We start from the raw sequence: 17,669 nt of genomic DNA, 5'->3' as shown, positions 1-17,669 counted from the left end.
ATGACTTTTGTTGTCAACCAATATTGGGTATTGGTCATACCAAAAGGAGTGGTCGCAGAGGGAAGCGTAATCGACAATAGTGCTAAGCATTGGCCCAGAAAAAACCACTGAGCCAATCGATTTGAGTGAGTTTAGAGGTTATTTCTTAGCCTGTAAGATGACAAACTTACCGTTAGAGGCAACCGTTGTGCAGTTGTTGAAAATACGTTTTATTTTGACATGGTATGCCAAGTGACGATTGCCCACTACGTGCAGTATGCCGCCTTTTTTAAGTCGTTTATAGGCATCGACAAACATTTGCCAGGCAATATGATCGGTAATGGCTTCACCTTGATGAAACGGAGGATTACACAAGACAAGATCGGGAGTCACTTCTGGCGGAAGGTGAGTTAAACAATCGTCCCAATAAAAATGTCCTTGTGGTGTTTCTTGCTCGGTATTGTCTAATGTATTGTTTTGCCAATTATGCTGTGCTGAGGCAATTGCCATGTCTGAATCGTCAACAAAATGCACTTGCGCTTGTGGGTAACATTGTTTGGCATGTAGCCCTAAAACACCATTACCACAGCCTAAATCAACGATTTGCGTAAAGTCACCTTTTGGCATGTTGTCGAGCATAATCCGCGCGCCGATGTCTAATTTATTCGCGGCAAATACATTAGCCAAATTGCTGATATTAAGACCTAACTCGTCAATTTTCCAGTTTACCGCTGGGGCAATCTTACGCGTCTTACCGTCGCTAACACAGGTAATAACACGTGTTTTTTTCCAGGTGAGACTAGCATTTGCTGGTCCGAGGTTTTTTTCTATCAATGACAGTAACGCGGCATTAATGGATTTTGCTTTTGCACCTATTAGTATTGGGGTTCCAGGCGCAAGGGTAGTGGATAAGCGCGCCAGTTGTTGGGCAAAATAATGTAAGTTTTTAGGTAATTTCATCAATACCAGTTGAGTGTTGCTATTGAGTGTCTGGCGGCTATTTATAATGCTTAATGATGTAGGTGCTAAGTGATTGTGCTGCAAATTATGTTGGCAGCCAAGTAAACTGGTTTTTGCATCGGTTTCTAGGGTAATAGGCCATTGTGGGTCTTGAGCCGCTAACGCACAGGTTAATGCCCCAAAGTTGTCGTTTAGGATTGCTGTTGGTACTACCGTTTGTTGTGCGTCAATTAAGTGCTTAATTAAATGCTCATCGGCAGCATCCCATGCTTGTAAATTTGATGCTTGTTGAGTGGGATAACGAAATAGCTCAAGTTCAATGCCTTCACAAGCAAACTGGGTGGTCATGGGTGTGTTACCTAAATGAAATTTTAATAATGTGTGCCTAAATGGGTCTATTGCGGACGTTGTAACCCAATAGATAAGTGTATTATCTCAGATATCAGTAAACGGTGCGAGACATAGCGACGCGAGCAAAGATTGCTATTCATTAAGCGGTTGAGTAAATTGGCAATATCATAAACAGTTTCAAGGGATAATGATGAAAGGTGCTGGCGGAACATCTGGTGGTATAGGGCAGTTTTTTATTGGGTTAGTGATGATGTGTGGCGGGTTTTATATGCTACTTAACGCTATTAAAATCACCAGTTCATTTGGGCTTGGCAGCCATTTGTATCACTTTGGTGGGTTTAGTCTAACCAGTGGTATGGTGATGATCCCGTTTATATTTGGGGTTGGGATGATGTTTTACAATGCTAAAAATCCATTTGGTTGGCTACTGACCTTTGGGTCACTGGTTGCACTTATTTTTGGGGTGATAAGTTCGATTAACTTTCGCTTTTCTTACATGAGCGCTTTCGATTTAATCGTAATTTTAGTGTTAAGCATTGGTGGCTTAGGGCTGTTTTTACGCTCACTAAAAGCTATCGATAACCGTTATCCTGATGCCTAAACACGTGGCTAGCAGCCGCTTGTTTGAACATCAATAACTGGCCTTGCTGTGGTTGATGTGGCTTGCCTATAACGTAAATAACATTGCGCAACGCCTGCATCTTCATCTATTACGCCATGCCAATAAACCCATGCTGTTATAGGCAATGTGCTTGCACGTTGTTGCCAATCATCCTCGGGAATATTCATTAGCATTGCAATACCTGCTGCTGTTCCGTCGGGGTAACCATAAACTAAATCAACATCAACGCCATCAATATCAAGTGTTGTGGTTTCGAGTCTTTCAACACCTGCTATCGCAGCTTTTGAATACGTTAATGTGGCAGCCGATTGCATCGCGCTTTCCATGCCAACCATTGTTGAGACAATTGCATCTTTACGTAAATCGATAAAGCGGCTGTTTGCCACAATGGCAAGTATTGCCAAAATAATGATCACCACGACGAGTTCAATTAAGGTGAAACCCCGTGATTGTTTAGAGATTAAAATATGTGATTTTTTCATGGATTATTTTTATTGTTATTTATCGGTTCATTAATGGTTAAATCTGTAGATCATTGATCTACTTGATGTCGTTTTGTTGTTATTATCAGTTTATCTTAGATTTGTTTGTTGGTTAATACTGTGACGAATTCAACGACTGCAACAGTTTCTTCTAAAAGTGCTACTACACCTTACCGCGTTTTGCCCTGGATTTTACAGTTTTTATCACCTTATAAAATTAAAGTGGTTGCCGCAATTGTGTTTTTGTTTATTGGCTCATTGGCGTGGTTGTCGTTAGGGCAAGGCGTAAAACTGATGGTCGATGAAGGGTTTATTGCAGACAACGCCAGTCGATTAAATGAAATTATATGGCTTATTATCGGGATTACCGCAATCAGTGGTACTGCGGTGTTTTGTCGTTTTTATTTGATGACTTGGCTTGGCGAGCGTGTCAGCGCAGACATTCGCTTGCAAGTGTATCAGCACTTATTGTCGTTATCGCCAGGCTTTTTTGCCACTCAACGAACGGGTGAGGTCATTTCGCGATTTACTGCCGACAGTACCCTAATTCAGAGCGTGGTGGGTTCGAGTTTGTCGATGGCATTAAGATCGGTTGTCACTGTGGCAGGTGGCATAGTGATGATGGGCTTTACCAGTGTAAAACTGACTTTGTTGGTGTTGTTAGCGGTGCCTTTAGTGCTGGGGCCAGTGAGCTTTTTTGGTCGTAAAGTGAGAGTGTTATCGCGTAAAAGCCAAGATAGGGTGGGTGATTTAGGTGCCTACATCGATGAAACCTTACATGAAATCCACACCGTTCAGGCCTACACACATGAGGCGAAAGACCGTCAACTATTTACAGATCGTGTCGAAGCCGTTATGCATGTTGCTAAGGGGCGGATTAAGTATAGAGCCTTGCTTATTTCGACGGTGATGTTTTTAAGTATTGCAGCAATTGCTTTTGTCACCTGGGTGGGTGCTCAAGATGTAATGAGTGGCAATATTACTGGTGGTGAATTATCTGCGTTTATGTTTTACGCAGTGATGGTGGCTGGTGCCGTGGCAACCATCAGTGAAGTGTTCAGTGAGATCCAGCGTGCATCTGGTGCTGCGGAGCGTTTACTTGAGTTAGTCTATACGCCGATTGATATACCTGAGCAAGCATTACCGCAACAATTACCGACACCAGTAAAGGGGCAGTTAGATTTTAATCAACTGGTATTTGCCTATCCATCTGATATGAATCAAGAGGTGATAAAACAGTTATCAATGCGGATTCAACCTGGGGAGCGAGTTGCGCTCGTTGGGCCTAGCGGCGCGGGTAAAAGTACCTTGTTTGAGTTGATGATGCGATTTTATCAACCAAAATCTGGGCAGATATTATTAGATGGTATTGATATTTCAACACTGTCGTTAGCGGCGTTGCGACAGCAGTATGCACTCGTGCCTCAAGAGTCGGTAATATTTGCAATGAATGTATTCGAAAATGTGCGTTATGGTCGTTTAGACGCTACTGACGATGAAGTGATTCAGGCCTGTATTGCAGCAAAAGCAGATGAGTTTATTACTGAGTTTAACGAGGGCTATTTAACTTATTTAGGCGAACGTGGTGTACGTTTATCTGGTGGCCAAAAGCAACGTATTGCCATTGCCAGAGCCATATTAGCTAACAGACCTTTGTTGTTACTTGATGAGGCAACCAGTGCCTTAGATGCGGTGAGTGAAGTGAAAGTGAAACAAGCTTTGGATTCATTGATGGCTTCTCGCACTACCGTCATTATTGCTCATCGCTTGGCGACAGTGATTAACGCCGATCGTATTTTTGTGATGGATAAGGGCCAGCTAGTGGCAAGTGGTACTCATAATGAATTAATGGCCAGCAATGCGTTATATCGTGAGTTTGCCAATCTGCAGTTATTGATGGATTCAGAGCCAGCATAGGTGCAAAAAAAGGGCCTAAAGCCAGGGCGAGATCGCGAATGTTTTATGTACAAGTTGAGTGTATTTATTAAACTACATTTGTTCGGAATCTTATCACCTCAAGAATGATTGGAAATGATTCTATACTGAAAATATTCATTGTGAGCAAAAAATGCACACTCATGCGGTTGCCCTGGGTCTAAAGCTGATAAAAAAGATGCCGAAGCATCTTTTTTATCAGTGGTAGTGTGATTATTATCCCTAGCTCAGCTTATTTGCGCAGTTCCCTGCGTAAAATTTTTCCTACAGTACTTTTCGGTAATTGATCGGTAAACTCAATTATTCGCGGTACTTTGTACGCGGTTAATTGGCTGCGGCAATAGTCATCAATCAGTAGTTTAGTCGCTTCGATATCATCTGGTTGCTGCTTTAACACAATCACCGCTTTAACGGCTTCGCCGGTACGTTGATCTTCAACGCCGACCACGGCACATTCAAGTACTAGCTCATTGGTTGATAAGACATCTTCAACTTCATTCGGGTAGACGTTAAAACCAGACACAATAATCATGTCTTTTTTACGATCTACAATGGTGTGATAACCATCTTCACTGGCAATAGCAATATCACCCGTTTTAAAGAAGCCATCTTGAGTCATGACTTTGGCTGTTTCTTCGGGTTTGTTCCAATAACCTTGCATTACCTGAGGCCCACGAACGGCTAACTCCCCAGCTTGCCCTGTCGCCACTTCGTTGTCTTCCATATCCAGCACTCTCACTTCAGTCGCTAATACGGGTTTACCAATGGTGCCGAGGCGTTGATGTCCTGGTGCGTTTAAGCTTACAACGGGTGAAGTTTCAGATAAGCCATAGCCTTCAGAAATCATACAACCTGTGGTTTGCTGCCATAAGTTAGCTGCAGCGCTTGTCAATGCGGTTCCGCCAGAAATGGTAATGGTCATCTTGCTGAAATCTAACGCTTTAAATTCTGGTTGATGACATAAACCCACAAATAAGGTGTTTAAACCTGCAAACCCGGTAAAAGGGTAGGTTTTCATTGTATTGATTAACCCTGCGATATCGCGTGGGTTAGGGATAAGCACTGAGCAGCTGCCAGATTCAAAGTACAGAACTAAATTCACCATAAATGCGTAGATGTGATAAATCGGCAGCGGAGCCACAAACACGTCTTTGCCCTCATTCATGGTGCTTGCAATACGTGATTTAACTTGGCCTGAGTTCGCTAAAAGGTTGCCATGATTGAGCATCGCCCCTTTCGATAAACCCGTTGTGCCACCTGTGTATTGTAAGGCTATCAAATCATCATGGGTTGGCTTAACTGCCTGATAAGGATGTTTCTCCCCCTCGGCTAACACATCTAAAAATGTCACTTTTGCAAACGGTGTCTCTGGTTGAGTTTGCGGCTGGATAAGATCCATTGCATGTGTCGAAATAACCAGCTCAACGGGGGTGTTATTGACGACATTTGTGAGTGTTGGCAATAGGTCTGATAGTACGATTAAGGCTTTTGCGCCTGAGTCGTTAAATTGATGGGTCAATTCGCGTTCGGTGTACATAGGGTTAGTGTTAACTAACACCATACCTGCGCGAATTATGCCATAAGCTGCGATAACAAATTGAGTAATATTAGGCAGTTGAAGCGCGACTCTGTCCCCAGGTTGTAAAGTAGTGCAATGTTGTAAATAGGCTGCAAAATGACGTGAATCGCGTTCTATTTCGCTAAATGTTGTGTCTTTCCCCAAGCATGCGTAAGCAGTGTTTTGCGCATATTTTTGACACGACTTTTCGATCAGGTCGACGATAGAAGTATATTGATGTAAATCGAGTGTTGAATCAGCATCATAAGGCATGCATACCCCCAGTAAATTTTGAGTTGTTATTGTAATAAAAATCAAACGTCCGTTTAGATTGCATTACTAACCTACACTCGTCTTGAGTAATTGGCAAAGGTTGTATTGATATTGAAAAATTCTTCCGTTTTCTGTCATTTAAAACCTACAAGCAGCGCAAGTGTGTGTAAATAAATTTATACAGTTGGGCTTTTAAGTCAGTTTCACAACCAGAAGCGTTATATTTCAAAAAAATTCACCTGTGATCTATATCACAAACAAATCAGAGGTTTACCTAGTTAATTGCGGAGTTATTATTTAGTTATTGCTTATTTTGTTTCAGAAAGTGTTAGCAATTGTATTTTTGTTGTTATAGAAATGTAACTGAAATAGGGATCGTTTCACACAATAAAGAGTTGGTTTTAGGACTGAATCACCTAAAAATCACTCGAAACACTAAAACAATAAGCAGTTGGGAAGATAATAATGATGCAATCAAAAAAGACTAAATTTGGTTTTAGCTCATTGAGCTTAGCCATTTCATTCGCGCTTGCCGGTACGGTTGTTAGCAATCAAGTTTTTGCTGCTGATGACGAAACTACAGCCAAGGAAAACGTTGAGAAAATCGCTGTTGTTGGCTCTCGAGCGGCACCACGCTCTATTGGTGACTCGCCTGTACCGGTAGACATCATCAGTAGCGACGATCTTAAAAAGAACGGCTCAACCGATATGATTGATATGTTGGTGACTTCTGTTCCTTCTTTTAACTCTCGTGCTCAACCAATCAGTGACGCGGCGACGCTTGTTCGTCCTGTTAACCTACGTGGTTTGCCATCAGACAGTACGCTGATTTTGGTTAACGGTAAACGTCGTCACCGTGCATCGGTTATTGCGTTCCAGGGAGGTGGGATTAACGATGGCGCTCAAGGCCCTGACATTTCAGTTATTCCTGGCGTGGCATTAAAGCAAGTTGAAGTCTTACGAGACGGTGCGGCTGCGCAGTATGGCTCAGATGCGATTGCGGGTGTCATGAACTTTGTATTAAAAGATGCCTCAGAAGGCGGTTCGATTACCGTGAGTCAAGGCGAGTATTACGAAGGTGACGGCGCAGCAACAACGATTGACGGCAATATTGGTCTACCGCTAACAGATGATGGTTTTATTAACATCAGTGCGCAATATAAAACTGCCGATGCGACTAGCCGTAGTGTTCAGCGTCCTGATGCCGCTGCCATTGCTGCAGGTGGCAATACCGCAATTCAAGACCCAGCGCAAACTTGGGGTAACCCAGAAATCGAAGATGATTTTACCGTCTTTGTAAACTCTGGCTTTGACATTAATGACAATACCCACTTGTATGCATTCGGTAACGTGTCTTCACGTGAAGCAACAGGTGGTTTCTATTATCGTAACCCGCACAATCGCGGTAACGTTTATTCTGTAGACGGTGGTGAAACACTACTTGTTGGCGATGTTGGTTTAGCTGAGAACGGTGTGGCGTCGTGTTCTTGGGTGGGTAATGTATCTGCAAATGTACCCAACGTGTTAGCAACTGCTGATTATCAATCGATGGTTGCCGATCCGAATTGTTTCTCTATGAACCAAATCCGTCCAGGTGGTTATACACCGCAATTTACCGGTAAAATTGAGGACATGTCTTTCTTTGCGGGTATTAAAGGGACTTCTGGCGAATGGAACTATGATGTTAGCGCCGGTACTGGTAGCAATAAAGCGACCTTTGGTTTAAAAAATTCACTTAACCCGTCTATGGGGTTAGATACGCCTACTGATTTTGATACGGGTTCTTATGAGCAAGTAGAAACTACATTTAACGTAGATATGAACCGTTATGTCACTATTGGCAGTTTAGAAGATATTAGCTTTGCGACCGGTTTTGAATGGCGCGAAGAGTCATTTGAGATTGGTCAAGGTGAAGAGGCTTCATGGATTGCCGGCCCTTATGCTAGCCAAGAGTTTAATATTGGCTCACACGGTTTTAAAGGTTTTGGACCAGAATCGGCAGGTAAGAACAAGCGTAACAACATCGGTGTTTATACCGACGTTGAAGCTTATCTAACGAATGACTTTTTGGTTGGTGTGGCTTTACGTTACGAAGATTTCTCTACATTTGGCGACACGTTAAACTATAAGTTAACTGCTCAGTATATTGCTACTGATGAACTGTCGTTCCGTGCATCTCACAGTACAGGTTTTCGCGCGCCAACGGTGGGTCAAGAAAACGTAGTGAATACTCAAACATCAATTGTTAATGGTGATTTGATCCAGACCTTTATTGCGCCGCCAACGAACCCTCTCGCCGCATTTTATGGTGGTGAAACGTTAAAGCCTGAAGAGTCTGTCAGTTATGCAGCAGGTTTTGTGTATGAATACGAAAACCTATTCTTAACCGTGGATTACTACAACATTGAAGTTACAGGTCGTATTGCACAGTCTAGCCAAATTTCGGTTGAAGAAAGTGACTATGATGCACTAAGAGCCGCTGGTGTTGAGTTTCCAGAGTTAATTTCTGCGGTAACTTATTACACCAACGATTTTGATACCACTACTCAAGGTATCGATGTTGTGGGTTCTTACAGCATGGATCTGTTTTCTGGTGATGCTAAGTTCAGCTTAGCGTACGGCTGGACAGACACTAAAGTTGATAAGTTTGACGAAGCCACAACAGACTTAGGTAAAGTGCGTCGTTTAGAAGATGGCATTCCTGCACATCGTGCCACATTAACGTGGGGCCAGAGCTGGGATGATCTAAGTACGTCTGTTCGTGCGAACTACTTTGGTGAGTACTACGCGACACATGCTGATGATACGTCTGATTGGGGGTCTGAAACCGCGGATGCTGCTGTGACAATTGATGTTGAAGTGAGTTATGCGGTTATGGATAATCTTACGGTATCTGTGGGTGCTAACAACATCTTCGATCAAGAAGCGCAAAAGCTTAAAGATGGTACTCTAGGTGCGTTAGGTGCGGTGTACTACGAAAGTGGTCCATTTGATTACAACGGTGGCTACTACTACGGCCGTGTAAACTATCGCTTCTAAACTTTAAGATGTGTTAACCGTGCTTACGGTTACTTTTAATAAAAAAGACTGCCTTGGCAGTCTTTTTTATTTTGTTATCAATTGTGGGGCTGGGCTAGCGACAAAGCATAGTGTATGTCGTCAATCATCAATACTTTAGGGAGTTCAATACCGTCAGGGTAAACGGAGCTATATACTTTATTAAAGGGGGTTCCGGCTACGGATTGTTGCCCCATGTATTGCTCGATTACTGTATCGGGTTGGGTCCAGTCACCTTGCATAAGGATAATGTTAGATTGATTTAATTGATTGACCACTTGTTCTCGGTGTAACACATTCGCTTTATTCGTTTGGCATGGCACGCACCAGTCGGCGGTAATATCCACGAATACGATTTTCCCTTGCGACACATATTGGGCAATTGTGTCTGGTTGCAGTGGTTGCCAACGTAGCGCTTGATAAGCCAGATAATCTTCGCCTTTATTGATAAATGCAAGCACGCCAGCAAAACAAATACCCATTATAACTAACATTACAATGACTAAGGTTGGGATTGATTTCCCTTTGATTTTAGCCAAGGTGAGTCCCGCGACTGCTGCAAAAATAATCCCTAACAATATCATCATCATTGTTGTCATGGTTTTCTCTGTTATTGCTTTATCAAATACACAAGTGGCGTTACATTAGCAGCGCACGCTTAATTGGTTGTTAAAAATAAAATAGAGGTGTTATGACGTTTAGTGCTTGGTTAGGATTATTAGCCATTTGTTGTTTGGGAGCGATGTCGCCAGGGCCGAGCTTAGCAATGGTAGTAAGGCATACTTTGAGTGGTGGTCGTTTACATGGCGTGGTGTGTGCCTGGGCGCACTCGATTGGTATCGGTGTATATGCGTTAGTGACATTGCTTGGATTAGCAGCAGTACTTAAAGCCTCGCCAATGATTTTTAATGCCATTGCTGTAGTGGGCGCGCTGTATTTGGCCTGGATAGGGATTCAGTCATTGCGTTCTAAAGGAGGAATGCAGCAAAAATTAGCCGCGGGTAAGCCGAGCCGTTTGTGGCAGGCTGCACGTGATGGCATTGCGATTTCATTATTCAACCCTAAAATTTTATTGTTTTTTTTAGCATTATTTAGCCAGTTTGTACTTGCGGCACAAACCACAGTGGGTCAGGGGTTAATCGTTTTTACTCCGTTAGTGGTTGACGGTCTTTGGTACACCATCATCGCATTTGTATTATCACATGCAGCGGTATTGCCTAAGCTGCGTGAAAAATCGCAATTAATTGACCGTTTGTCTGGTGTGGTACTGATTTTACTGGCAATAAGAGTGATTTACTCTTTGGCCTAAAGTTGGCTAGAAAAAAAACCATCTTAAATAAGATGGTTTTTTTGGTAAACAAAAGAGCGTTACTCTCCGTTAAATACTTGTACGCCATCGTCAGCTGGTTTTTGAGCTGGTACCGGAGGATGAGCAATATGGTCATCAAGGTTTTCATTGAGCATGGCTTTAAATTCGCTAGAAAACCATTCTAGAGCATTGTCTTTTTCTGCTGCTAAGTCGGTTGACTTAATTGCGGCTTCAAACGCGTTATAGCGTGCTGATGCAAATCTCATCGCGGTACCGACTTTGCCAATATCATTTTCTTGTTGGCTTAATTGATTGGCAAGAGCAATAAATTGGTCAGCTATTTGATACATGGTGAGTTCAGTTTTTTCTTCAGACATCATATCCACTTTTGGTGAGTTAGTTTCTATCGAGTGTAACGATTTCTATTTAAAATATCAGGTAAAAAAATTAACGAATGAGATCTTAATCGACAGAACACTTGCACATGTCATCTCAAATAAACAGCAATGCTTTATTTGCACACTCGTGTTTGCCGACCTGTCATGGCATCATATTTATCCGTTTATATTATGTGTTAGAGAGAATGTGATGCTAAACAGTTGGCAGGCCTTGCTAGAACAACAAGCTAATCAACCTTATTATCAACAGCTGCAACAGTTTATTGCTTCACAACGTTCTGAAGGTAAAGTGATCTACCCTCCCTGTGACGAAGTGTTTACTGCATTTGATTTAACCCCGTTAAACGAGGTGAGAGTGGTGATACTAGGACAAGATCCTTATCATGGCCCTAATCAAGCGCATGGGTTGTCTTTTTCGGTTAAAAAGGGGATAAAGCCTCCGCCGTCATTAGCCAATATGTATAAAGAGCTTTGCAATGATATTGACGGTTTTACGTTGCCAGAACATGGCGAGTTAACAAAATGGGCAAAGCAGGGGGTATTGCTGTTAAACACGGTATTAACGGTAGAGCAAGGGGCGGCGCATTCTCATGCAAAAATGGGGTGGGAAACCTTTACCGATGAAGTGTTAAAGCTATTAAATGCCCAAGCTAGGCCAATTATTTTTGTATTTTGGGGAAATCATGCAATTAAAAAAGGTCGATTAATAACGGCATCGCAGCATGAGGTTTTAACAGGGCCCCACCCGTCGCCATTATCGGCTTATCGCGGTTTTTTTGGGTGTCAGCATTTTTCGAAGATTAACAAAATCTTACTTAGCAGAAATGAAAAGGCCATTGATTGGCAAGTGTAGACGCTTAGGCGCATTCAACCCCAGTTAAATGCGCCATGACGATTAATTATTACGGTTTACAGATAGGTGAGCTAAAGAAATCAACGCTTGCTTATAATCGCTGTCAGCGAAAACAGCTAAAGCATCAATGGCTTTTTGAGCTTCTGATTGTGCTTTTTCTTCGGTGTAGGCTAATGCACCCGACTCTTCTAATGCTGTTAAAATCTCATCGATAGCTTTAGTGCCATCGCTTTGCTCAATGGCTTCACGGATGAGCTTTTTAGCCGCATCTGAACCATGTTCCATAGCATAGATTAACGGTAGTGTCGGTTTTCCTTCTGCCAAATCATCACCAATATTTTTGCCTAATTCATCGGCGTTGGCGGTGTAATCGAGCAAGTCGTCTGTGAGCTGAAATGCGGTGCCCAAAAACTTGCCATAATCGCCAAGGGCTTGTTCTTGCTCTGGAGTCACTTTGGCGAGCACTCCTGCAAGTTGAGTGGCGGCTTCAAACAACTTGGCTGTTTTACAGTAAATCACCCGCATATAGTTTTCTTCGCTGGTATTAGGGTCATTACAGTTCATTAACTGCAGAACTTCACCTTCAGCAAGAATATTGGTGGTATGCGCAAGCACTTTGAGCACTTTCATGCTGTCGAGTTCGGTCATCATTTGAAATGAGCGAGTATACAGGAAGTCTCCTACCAACACGCTGGCACTATTACCAAATAACGCATTGGCGGTTTCGCGGCCACGGCGTAAGGTAGATTCATCAACAACATCGTCATGTAACAAAGATGCTGTGTGAATAAATTCGATAATAGCCGCAAGTTTAAGGTGTTGATCACCTTGATAATCGACGACCTTCGCCGCCAATACTGATAATAACGGACGTAAACGCTTACCGCCGCCATTGATGATGTAAAAACCGAGTTGGTTAATTAAGGCTACATCAGATTCAAGTTGTTTATATATCAGCTGATTGACTGCTTGCATATCAGTGTCAGCCAGTTGACGAATGGCGTTTAAATCCATAATAGTCTCTGGTTGTTGGGCGACAGGGTTTGCACCCTTAATAAGTCATATCGAATTTGAGCGCATATCTTACAGGATATGGCCACTATTTTTCAAAGTATCTATTCTACTAAGCTTGTGTTACATAACGCAGATTTAGCATTTAATTGCTTAACTTAAGCTCGCAATGCTTCAGCATGAAGTAAAACCAAGCATTAAGATGCTTGGTTTTACGCAAGCCTCTTACGCAACATATATTAGCTAATTTTTAGGTAAGGCACATTAGCTATTAATGAATAGTGTGCGGTTATGTCGTCTTTTTTATTTGAATGCAAATTAGGGCTTGCCTGATGCAAAATCTTCGCGTAGAATCCGCGCCCATTGTCATTAAAAGTTTTTTAGCACCTAGTCTCGTCAATAATATGAGTTAGCGTGTTAGTCATTTGGAGTAAAATAGCTATGTACGCTGTTTTTCAAAGTGGCGGAAAGCAACACCGTGTTGCTGAAGGTCATACAGTTCGTTTAGAAAAATTAGAAGTTGCTACTGGTGAAACCGTAGAATTCGATCAAGTTTTATTGATTGCTGACGGTGAAACAGTGCATGTTGGTGCTCCTTTAGTTGCTGGCGGTAAAGTCGTAGCTGAAGTAGTAAGCCACGGTCGCGGCGAAAAGGTAACTATCGTTAAGTTCCGTCGTCGTAAGCACCACGACAAGAAGATGGGCCACCGTCAGTGGTTCACTGAAGTTAAAATCACTGCGATTAACGCATAATTTAGGAGTCTAACTCATGGCACATAAAAAAGCTGGCGGTTCTACTCGTAACGGCCGCGATTCAGAAAGTAAACGTCTTGGTGTTAAGCGCTTTGGCGGTGAATCAGTTCTAGCTGGTAACATTATCGTTCGTCAACGTGGTACTAAATTCCACGCTGGTATTAATGTAGGTGTTGGTCGTGACCACACATTATTTGCATTAACAGACGGTAAAGTGAAGTTTGAAGTTAAAGGTCCTAATAACCGTAAGTTTATTAGCATCGAAGCTTAATTCTTTACAAAGCTAGATCTCGAAAGCCCTGCCTATGGTGGGGCTTTTGTGTTTTTTATATCATTAAATTTCCGTGTGAAGTTTGATGATTTTAGTTTATATGCAGTAGGCGATATCGTGATGAATGCTATCTTCAGCGCTTTCCTGCAAATCCCAGTGATTTGGGGTTATAATTACAGAATAAGTGGCGTCAGGAGTCAGTATGAAGTTTGTTGATGAAGCGAATATTCGCGTAGAAGCAGGTGACGGCGGAAGCGGTTGCGTGAGTTTTAGACGCGAAAAATATGTTCCAGATGGTGGTCCAGATGGTGGTGATGGTGGCGATGGCGGCAGTGTTTATCTGCAAGCTAACGAAAACTTAAACACCCTAATTGATTACCGTTTTACTCGTTTCCATATGGCTGAACGAGGATCAAATGGCCGTGGGCGTGACTGTACAGGTCATGGTGGTGCTGATTTGGTTCTTCAAGTACCCGTAGGTACTCGTGCTATCGATCAAGAAACTGAAGAATCATTAGGCGATTTAACTACGCATGGACAAAAACTGCTAGTCGCTAAAGGCGGTTTCCACGGCCTAGGCAATACACGCTTTAAAAGCAGCACTAACCGTGCCCCGCGTCAAAAAACGCTAGGCACACCAGGTGAAGTTCGCGCACTTAAACTTGAGCTGTTGTTGCTAGCAGACGTAGGTTTACTTGGTATGCCAAATGCGGGTAAGTCGACCTTTATTCGTGCGGTTTCACGTGCGACGCCAAAAGTGGCTGACTATCCGTTTACCACATTAGTGCCTAATTTGGGGGTTGTTAACCCTCGTCCAGGTCAAAGCTTTGTTATTGCAGATATCCCTGGGCTGATTGAAGGTGCTGCTGAAGGTGCTGGTTTAGGTATTCGCTTCTTAAAGCATCTTGAGCGTTGTCGTATGTTGTTGCACATTATTGATATCGAGCCTATTGATGGCAGCGATCCTGTGCACTCTGCTCGCGCAATTGTGGGCGAGCTTGAAAAATATTCACCTAAGTTGGCGTCTAAGCCACGTTGGTTAGTGTTTAACAAGACCGATTTATTACTTGAAGAAGAGCTTCAAGAGAAAATCGACCACATTGTGAAAGAGTTAGATTGGCAAGGTGATGTATACACTATGTCAGCTTACAACCGCACAGGAACTGAAGAGTTAAGCATTAAGATGCTTGATTACATCAAGAGTATTCCGGTGGTTGAAGAGTTATTGCCAGAAGACAAAGATGTCGAGTTTAAGTGGGATAATTATCACCAAGGTGCAGATGATTCAGTTAATGAAGATTATGATGATGACTTTGATGATGATTTCGACGATGATGATTACGATGTAGAAGTCATCTACCAACGTTAATTTGCTCATTTGAGGATATCGTGTACGCAGATAGCCAAAATGATATAACCCGCCTTGTAGTTCGCTGTGCGCAATTACTGTTGGCCTATGGTGCTGAGTCTGATCTCGTTGAAGAGATCAGTCAGCGTCTTGGTAAGGCTCTCGGGCTTGCCAGTATTGAATTATCAATTTCTTCCAATGCACTTGTGCTCACGAGCCTTGTTCATGGCCGTTGTATTACCACCACGAGACGCATTCGTGCTCATGGCATTAATATGATGGTCATATGTGAATTGCAGCGCATCTGTTTGCTGACCGAAAAGGGCATTTATGGTGCCAATGAAGTCAGACGACGCCTAGCGCATATCAAGCCTAAATCTTACCCAGCAATTGCCGTTGTCCCAATGATTGGCTTGTCTTGTGCTAGCTTTTGTCACTTATTTGATGGTGACTTAATTGCCAGCATCATTACCTTTTTTGCTTCCTCTATTGGCATGATGGTGCGTTTATTTTTAGCATCACGGCATTTCAATTTGTTAGTCAATTTTTCGCTTACCGCATTTGTTATTACTGCGGTGGCTCAAATGGGTTATTTATGGCCTATTACCCAAACTCCTCAAGCCGCAATGGCAGCGAGTGTGCTCATGTTAGTGCCAGGCTTTCCGTTGATTAATGCCATTTCTGATATGGTAAAAGGCCACATGAATGTAGGCATATCACGTTGGGGGCATGCAACTCTTTTGACTCTCGCGTCAGTGATTGGCATTACCATTGCGATGCAAATGGGTGGTATTTTTTAGATGTTATCTTTTTTAAATTTACTGCTCCATGATGCGTTTTTCTCGGCAATTCCCGCAGTGGGTTTTGCCATGGTATTTAACGTACCTAAACGTTATTTAGTTTATTGCGCAATTGCTGGTGCCATTGGTCACAGCTCGAGAACCGTACTTCTGCAATTTTCTATGCCAATTGAGTGGGCTACGTTTGTTGCTGCAGCCATCGTTGGCCTTATCACTATTCGTTTTGCTAAGCGTCATTTAGCGCCACCATTGATGTATGCCGTTGCGGCTATTATTCCTATGGTGCCTGGAACTTACGCATTTAATACCGTGATTGCGCTGATTCAATTAACGGCTCAAAGCCAAGTGAGCCCAGAGCTTACTGCACAGGTGATTGTAAACGGCCTTAAAACGGTGTTTATACTAGGTGCTCTGGCTGTGGGGTTAGCATTACCAAGCCTGCTGTATTACCGTACCAGACCAATTATTTAAGTTGATATACTGAGCGGCATGTTCAGTAAACCTATCTGTTCGTTTACTCCTCGAGATAATAAGGATTTAACTCAATGCGTATCGCAATGATTGCCGCTATGGCAAACAATAGAGTCATAGGTAAGGACAACAAAATGCCATGGCATTTACCGGAAGACTTACGCCATTTTAAGGCTATGACACTTTCTAAGCCGGTGATCATGGGGCGCAAAACTTATGAGTCAATCGGTCGACCTTTACCTGGGCGTCACAATATTGTGATTAGTCGTAATCCTCTGCTGACCATTGATGGTGTGACCTGTGTTACCGACTTTGATGCTGCACTCAAAGCCGCAGGTGATTGTGCTGAAGTCGTTGTTATTGGCGGCGGTCAACTTTACGAACAATTGCTGCCTCAAGCTGACGTATTGTACTTAACTATGATTGATTTAGATGTTGATGGCGATACGGTATTTCCGGTTTGGGATGACGGATCGTGGGTTTTAGAGAATTCAGAAAGCTTAACAAACGACAAAGGATTGCAATATAGCTTTAACACACTCGTGAAAAAATGTTAAATTAATCACGTAAACCCTGAGATTTTTGTATATCTGTGGAGTTTAACGCTCTGCGTGTACAAGCTATATAACAATAAACAGATAAAGGAGAGTCAGATGCGCCTATTGCCTGTGGCTATTGCGGCCCTGATTGCAGCATCTTCTGTGTCAGCCCCTGCTGTTGCCAATACAGAACAATTAGTAGCAAACATTTGTGACTATGTACAATCAGACGACAAAAACCGCTTACGTAAAAAGTTAAAAGAAAGTCGCGTTAAACTACGTAATGTTTATTCAAGCATTTCTTGTGATGGCAGCAGTTTATTGCGTACTGCCTACAATTCAAGTGCTAATGATGTCGGTGAGTTTATCGCAAAACGTATGCCATCGTCTGACTTAGCAGCCCCAGAGGCTGACGGCACAACCATTTTAGACTGGGCCGCGGCCAATGGTCATGATGGCGGCCCTATCACTGCAGCGATTAAAGACCGCGTTGGTGGCTAATCTTAATCAGACGATAAAGTGTTAACCGATATTGACCGGGTTAACTAAAAATACCGATAACATGTTATCGGTATTTTTTTGTTTGCCCAGCGAAGCTGGCAAACCCGTCAGGTTGAAAGAAACCTGAATCACCCCGACTGAGGGGAAGATAATCCGAATGGCAAGGGCGTTGCTGGCCAACGGCAGGGTCTGAAGGAA

At 42.8% G+C, this 17,669-nt stretch carries 18 protein-coding genes; 12 read left to right on the top strand and 6 right to left on the bottom strand.

Going from position 1 to position 17,669, the window contains the following annotated elements:
* Nucleotides 1-138 precede the first annotated feature (138 nt).
* Entirely contained in the window at nucleotides 139-1,287 is a 1,149-nt protein-coding gene (locus IEY48_RS09440) for a methyltransferase (protein WP_188919597.1), read from the bottom strand.
* 193 nt (nucleotides 1,288-1,480) lie between these two features.
* On the opposite strand from IEY48_RS09440, the gene IEY48_RS09435 reads away from it, so the two are divergent.
* Nucleotides 1,481-1,891, top strand: coding sequence for a hypothetical protein (locus tag IEY48_RS09435; protein WP_188919725.1), 411 nt, complete (start codon nucleotides 1,481-1,483; stop codon nucleotides 1,889-1,891).
* Between the two features lie 8 nt (nucleotides 1,892-1,899).
* Here IEY48_RS09435 and IEY48_RS09430 read toward each other — a convergent pair whose 3' ends face one another.
* Nucleotides 1,900-2,394, bottom strand: coding sequence for a prepilin-type N-terminal cleavage/methylation domain-containing protein (locus IEY48_RS09430; protein WP_188919595.1), 495 nt, complete (start codon nucleotides 2,392-2,394; stop codon nucleotides 1,900-1,902).
* 120 nt (nucleotides 2,395-2,514) lie between these two features.
* On the opposite strand from IEY48_RS09430, the gene IEY48_RS09425 reads away from it, so the two are divergent.
* Nucleotides 2,515-4,311 (top strand): ABC transporter transmembrane domain-containing protein, encoded by a 1,797-nt coding sequence (locus tag IEY48_RS09425; RefSeq protein WP_229786378.1) that lies wholly within the window; start codon nucleotides 2,515-2,517, stop codon nucleotides 4,309-4,311.
* Between the two features lie 250 nt (nucleotides 4,312-4,561).
* Here the strand turns inward: IEY48_RS09425 and IEY48_RS09420 are convergent, their stop codons facing one another.
* The gene (locus tag IEY48_RS09420; RefSeq protein WP_188919590.1) at nucleotides 4,562-6,160 is read right to left on the bottom strand and encodes an AMP-binding protein; all 1,599 of its coding nucleotides are present in this window, start codon (nucleotides 6,158-6,160) and stop codon (nucleotides 4,562-4,564) included.
* 465 nt (nucleotides 6,161-6,625) lie between these two features.
* Between IEY48_RS09420 and IEY48_RS09415 the strand changes: the two genes are divergently transcribed.
* Nucleotides 6,626-9,199, top strand: a complete 2,574-nt coding sequence (locus IEY48_RS09415) for a TonB-dependent receptor plug domain-containing protein (RefSeq protein WP_188919588.1) — start codon at nucleotides 6,626-6,628, stop codon at nucleotides 9,197-9,199.
* A gap of 77 nt (nucleotides 9,200-9,276) precedes the next feature.
* Here the strand turns inward: IEY48_RS09415 and IEY48_RS09410 are convergent, their stop codons facing one another.
* On the bottom strand, nucleotides 9,277-9,816 hold the full coding sequence (locus tag IEY48_RS09410) for a thioredoxin family protein (RefSeq protein WP_188919586.1): 540 nt from the start codon (nucleotides 9,814-9,816) through the stop codon (nucleotides 9,277-9,279).
* 92 nt (nucleotides 9,817-9,908) lie between these two features.
* Here IEY48_RS09410 and IEY48_RS09405 point away from each other — a divergent pair, with 92 nt between their 5' ends.
* Entirely contained in the window at nucleotides 9,909-10,526 is a 618-nt protein-coding gene (locus IEY48_RS09405) for a LysE family translocator (RefSeq protein WP_188919584.1), read from the top strand.
* Nucleotides 10,527-10,585: 59 nt separating this feature from the next.
* On the opposite strand, the gene IEY48_RS09400 is transcribed toward IEY48_RS09405, so the two are convergent.
* The gene (locus IEY48_RS09400; protein WP_188919582.1) at nucleotides 10,586-10,903 is read right to left on the bottom strand and encodes a DUF3144 domain-containing protein; all 318 of its coding nucleotides are present in this window, start codon (nucleotides 10,901-10,903) and stop codon (nucleotides 10,586-10,588) included.
* Nucleotides 10,904-11,114: 211 nt separating this feature from the next.
* On the opposite strand from IEY48_RS09400, the gene ung reads away from it, so the two are divergent.
* The gene (gene ung / locus IEY48_RS09395) at nucleotides 11,115-11,777 is read left to right on the top strand and encodes a uracil-DNA glycosylase (protein ID WP_188919580.1); all 663 of its coding nucleotides are present in this window, start codon (nucleotides 11,115-11,117) and stop codon (nucleotides 11,775-11,777) included.
* A 42-nt stretch (nucleotides 11,778-11,819) separates the two neighbouring features.
* Here the strand turns inward: ung and ispB are convergent, their stop codons facing one another.
* On the bottom strand, nucleotides 11,820-12,791 hold the full coding sequence (gene ispB / locus IEY48_RS09390) for an octaprenyl diphosphate synthase (protein WP_188919578.1): 972 nt from the start codon (nucleotides 12,789-12,791) through the stop codon (nucleotides 11,820-11,822).
* Between the two features lie 438 nt (nucleotides 12,792-13,229).
* On the opposite strand from ispB, the gene rplU reads away from it, so the two are divergent.
* The 7 genes from rplU (at nucleotide 13,230) to IEY48_RS09355 (ending at nucleotide 17,471) form a co-directional block, all read left to right on the top strand.
* Entirely contained in the window at nucleotides 13,230-13,541 is a 312-nt protein-coding gene (gene rplU, locus IEY48_RS09385) for a 50S ribosomal protein L21 (RefSeq protein ID WP_188919577.1), read from the top strand.
* A 16-nt stretch (nucleotides 13,542-13,557) separates the two neighbouring features.
* Nucleotides 13,558-13,812, top strand: a complete 255-nt coding sequence (gene rpmA, locus IEY48_RS09380; RefSeq protein ID WP_160054094.1) for a 50S ribosomal protein L27 — start codon at nucleotides 13,558-13,560, stop codon at nucleotides 13,810-13,812.
* Nucleotides 13,813-14,014: 202 nt separating this feature from the next.
* Nucleotides 14,015-15,181 carry an Obg family GTPase CgtA gene (gene cgtA, locus IEY48_RS09375; RefSeq protein WP_188919576.1) on the top strand — a complete coding sequence of 389 codons (1,167 nt, stop codon included), beginning with the start codon at nucleotides 14,015-14,017 and terminating at the stop codon, nucleotides 15,179-15,181.
* 20 nt (nucleotides 15,182-15,201) lie between these two features.
* Nucleotides 15,202-15,960: a threonine/serine exporter family protein gene (locus IEY48_RS09370; protein WP_188919575.1), complete on the top strand. Its 759-nt coding sequence runs from the start codon at nucleotides 15,202-15,204 to the stop codon at nucleotides 15,958-15,960.
* A complete protein-coding gene (locus IEY48_RS09365) occupies nucleotides 15,961-16,431 on the top strand; it encodes a threonine/serine exporter family protein (RefSeq protein WP_188919574.1) in 471 nt (156 codons plus the stop codon).
* 74 nt (nucleotides 16,432-16,505) lie between these two features.
* Nucleotides 16,506-16,988 (top strand): type 3 dihydrofolate reductase, encoded by a 483-nt coding sequence (gene folA, locus IEY48_RS09360; protein WP_188919573.1) that lies wholly within the window; start codon nucleotides 16,506-16,508, stop codon nucleotides 16,986-16,988.
* A 96-nt stretch (nucleotides 16,989-17,084) separates the two neighbouring features.
* Nucleotides 17,085-17,471 carry a DUF3718 domain-containing protein gene (locus IEY48_RS09355; protein WP_188919572.1) on the top strand — a complete coding sequence of 129 codons (387 nt, stop codon included), beginning with the start codon at nucleotides 17,085-17,087 and terminating at the stop codon, nucleotides 17,469-17,471.
* The last annotated feature ends 198 nt before the right edge of the window (nucleotides 17,472-17,669 follow it).

Origin of the sequence: Shewanella saliphila, from assembly GCF_014648295.1 — a bacterium.
Lineage (GTDB): Bacteria > Pseudomonadota > Gammaproteobacteria > Enterobacterales > Shewanellaceae > Shewanella > Shewanella saliphila.
This window is presented reverse-complemented; position numbering and strand designations above follow the sequence as displayed.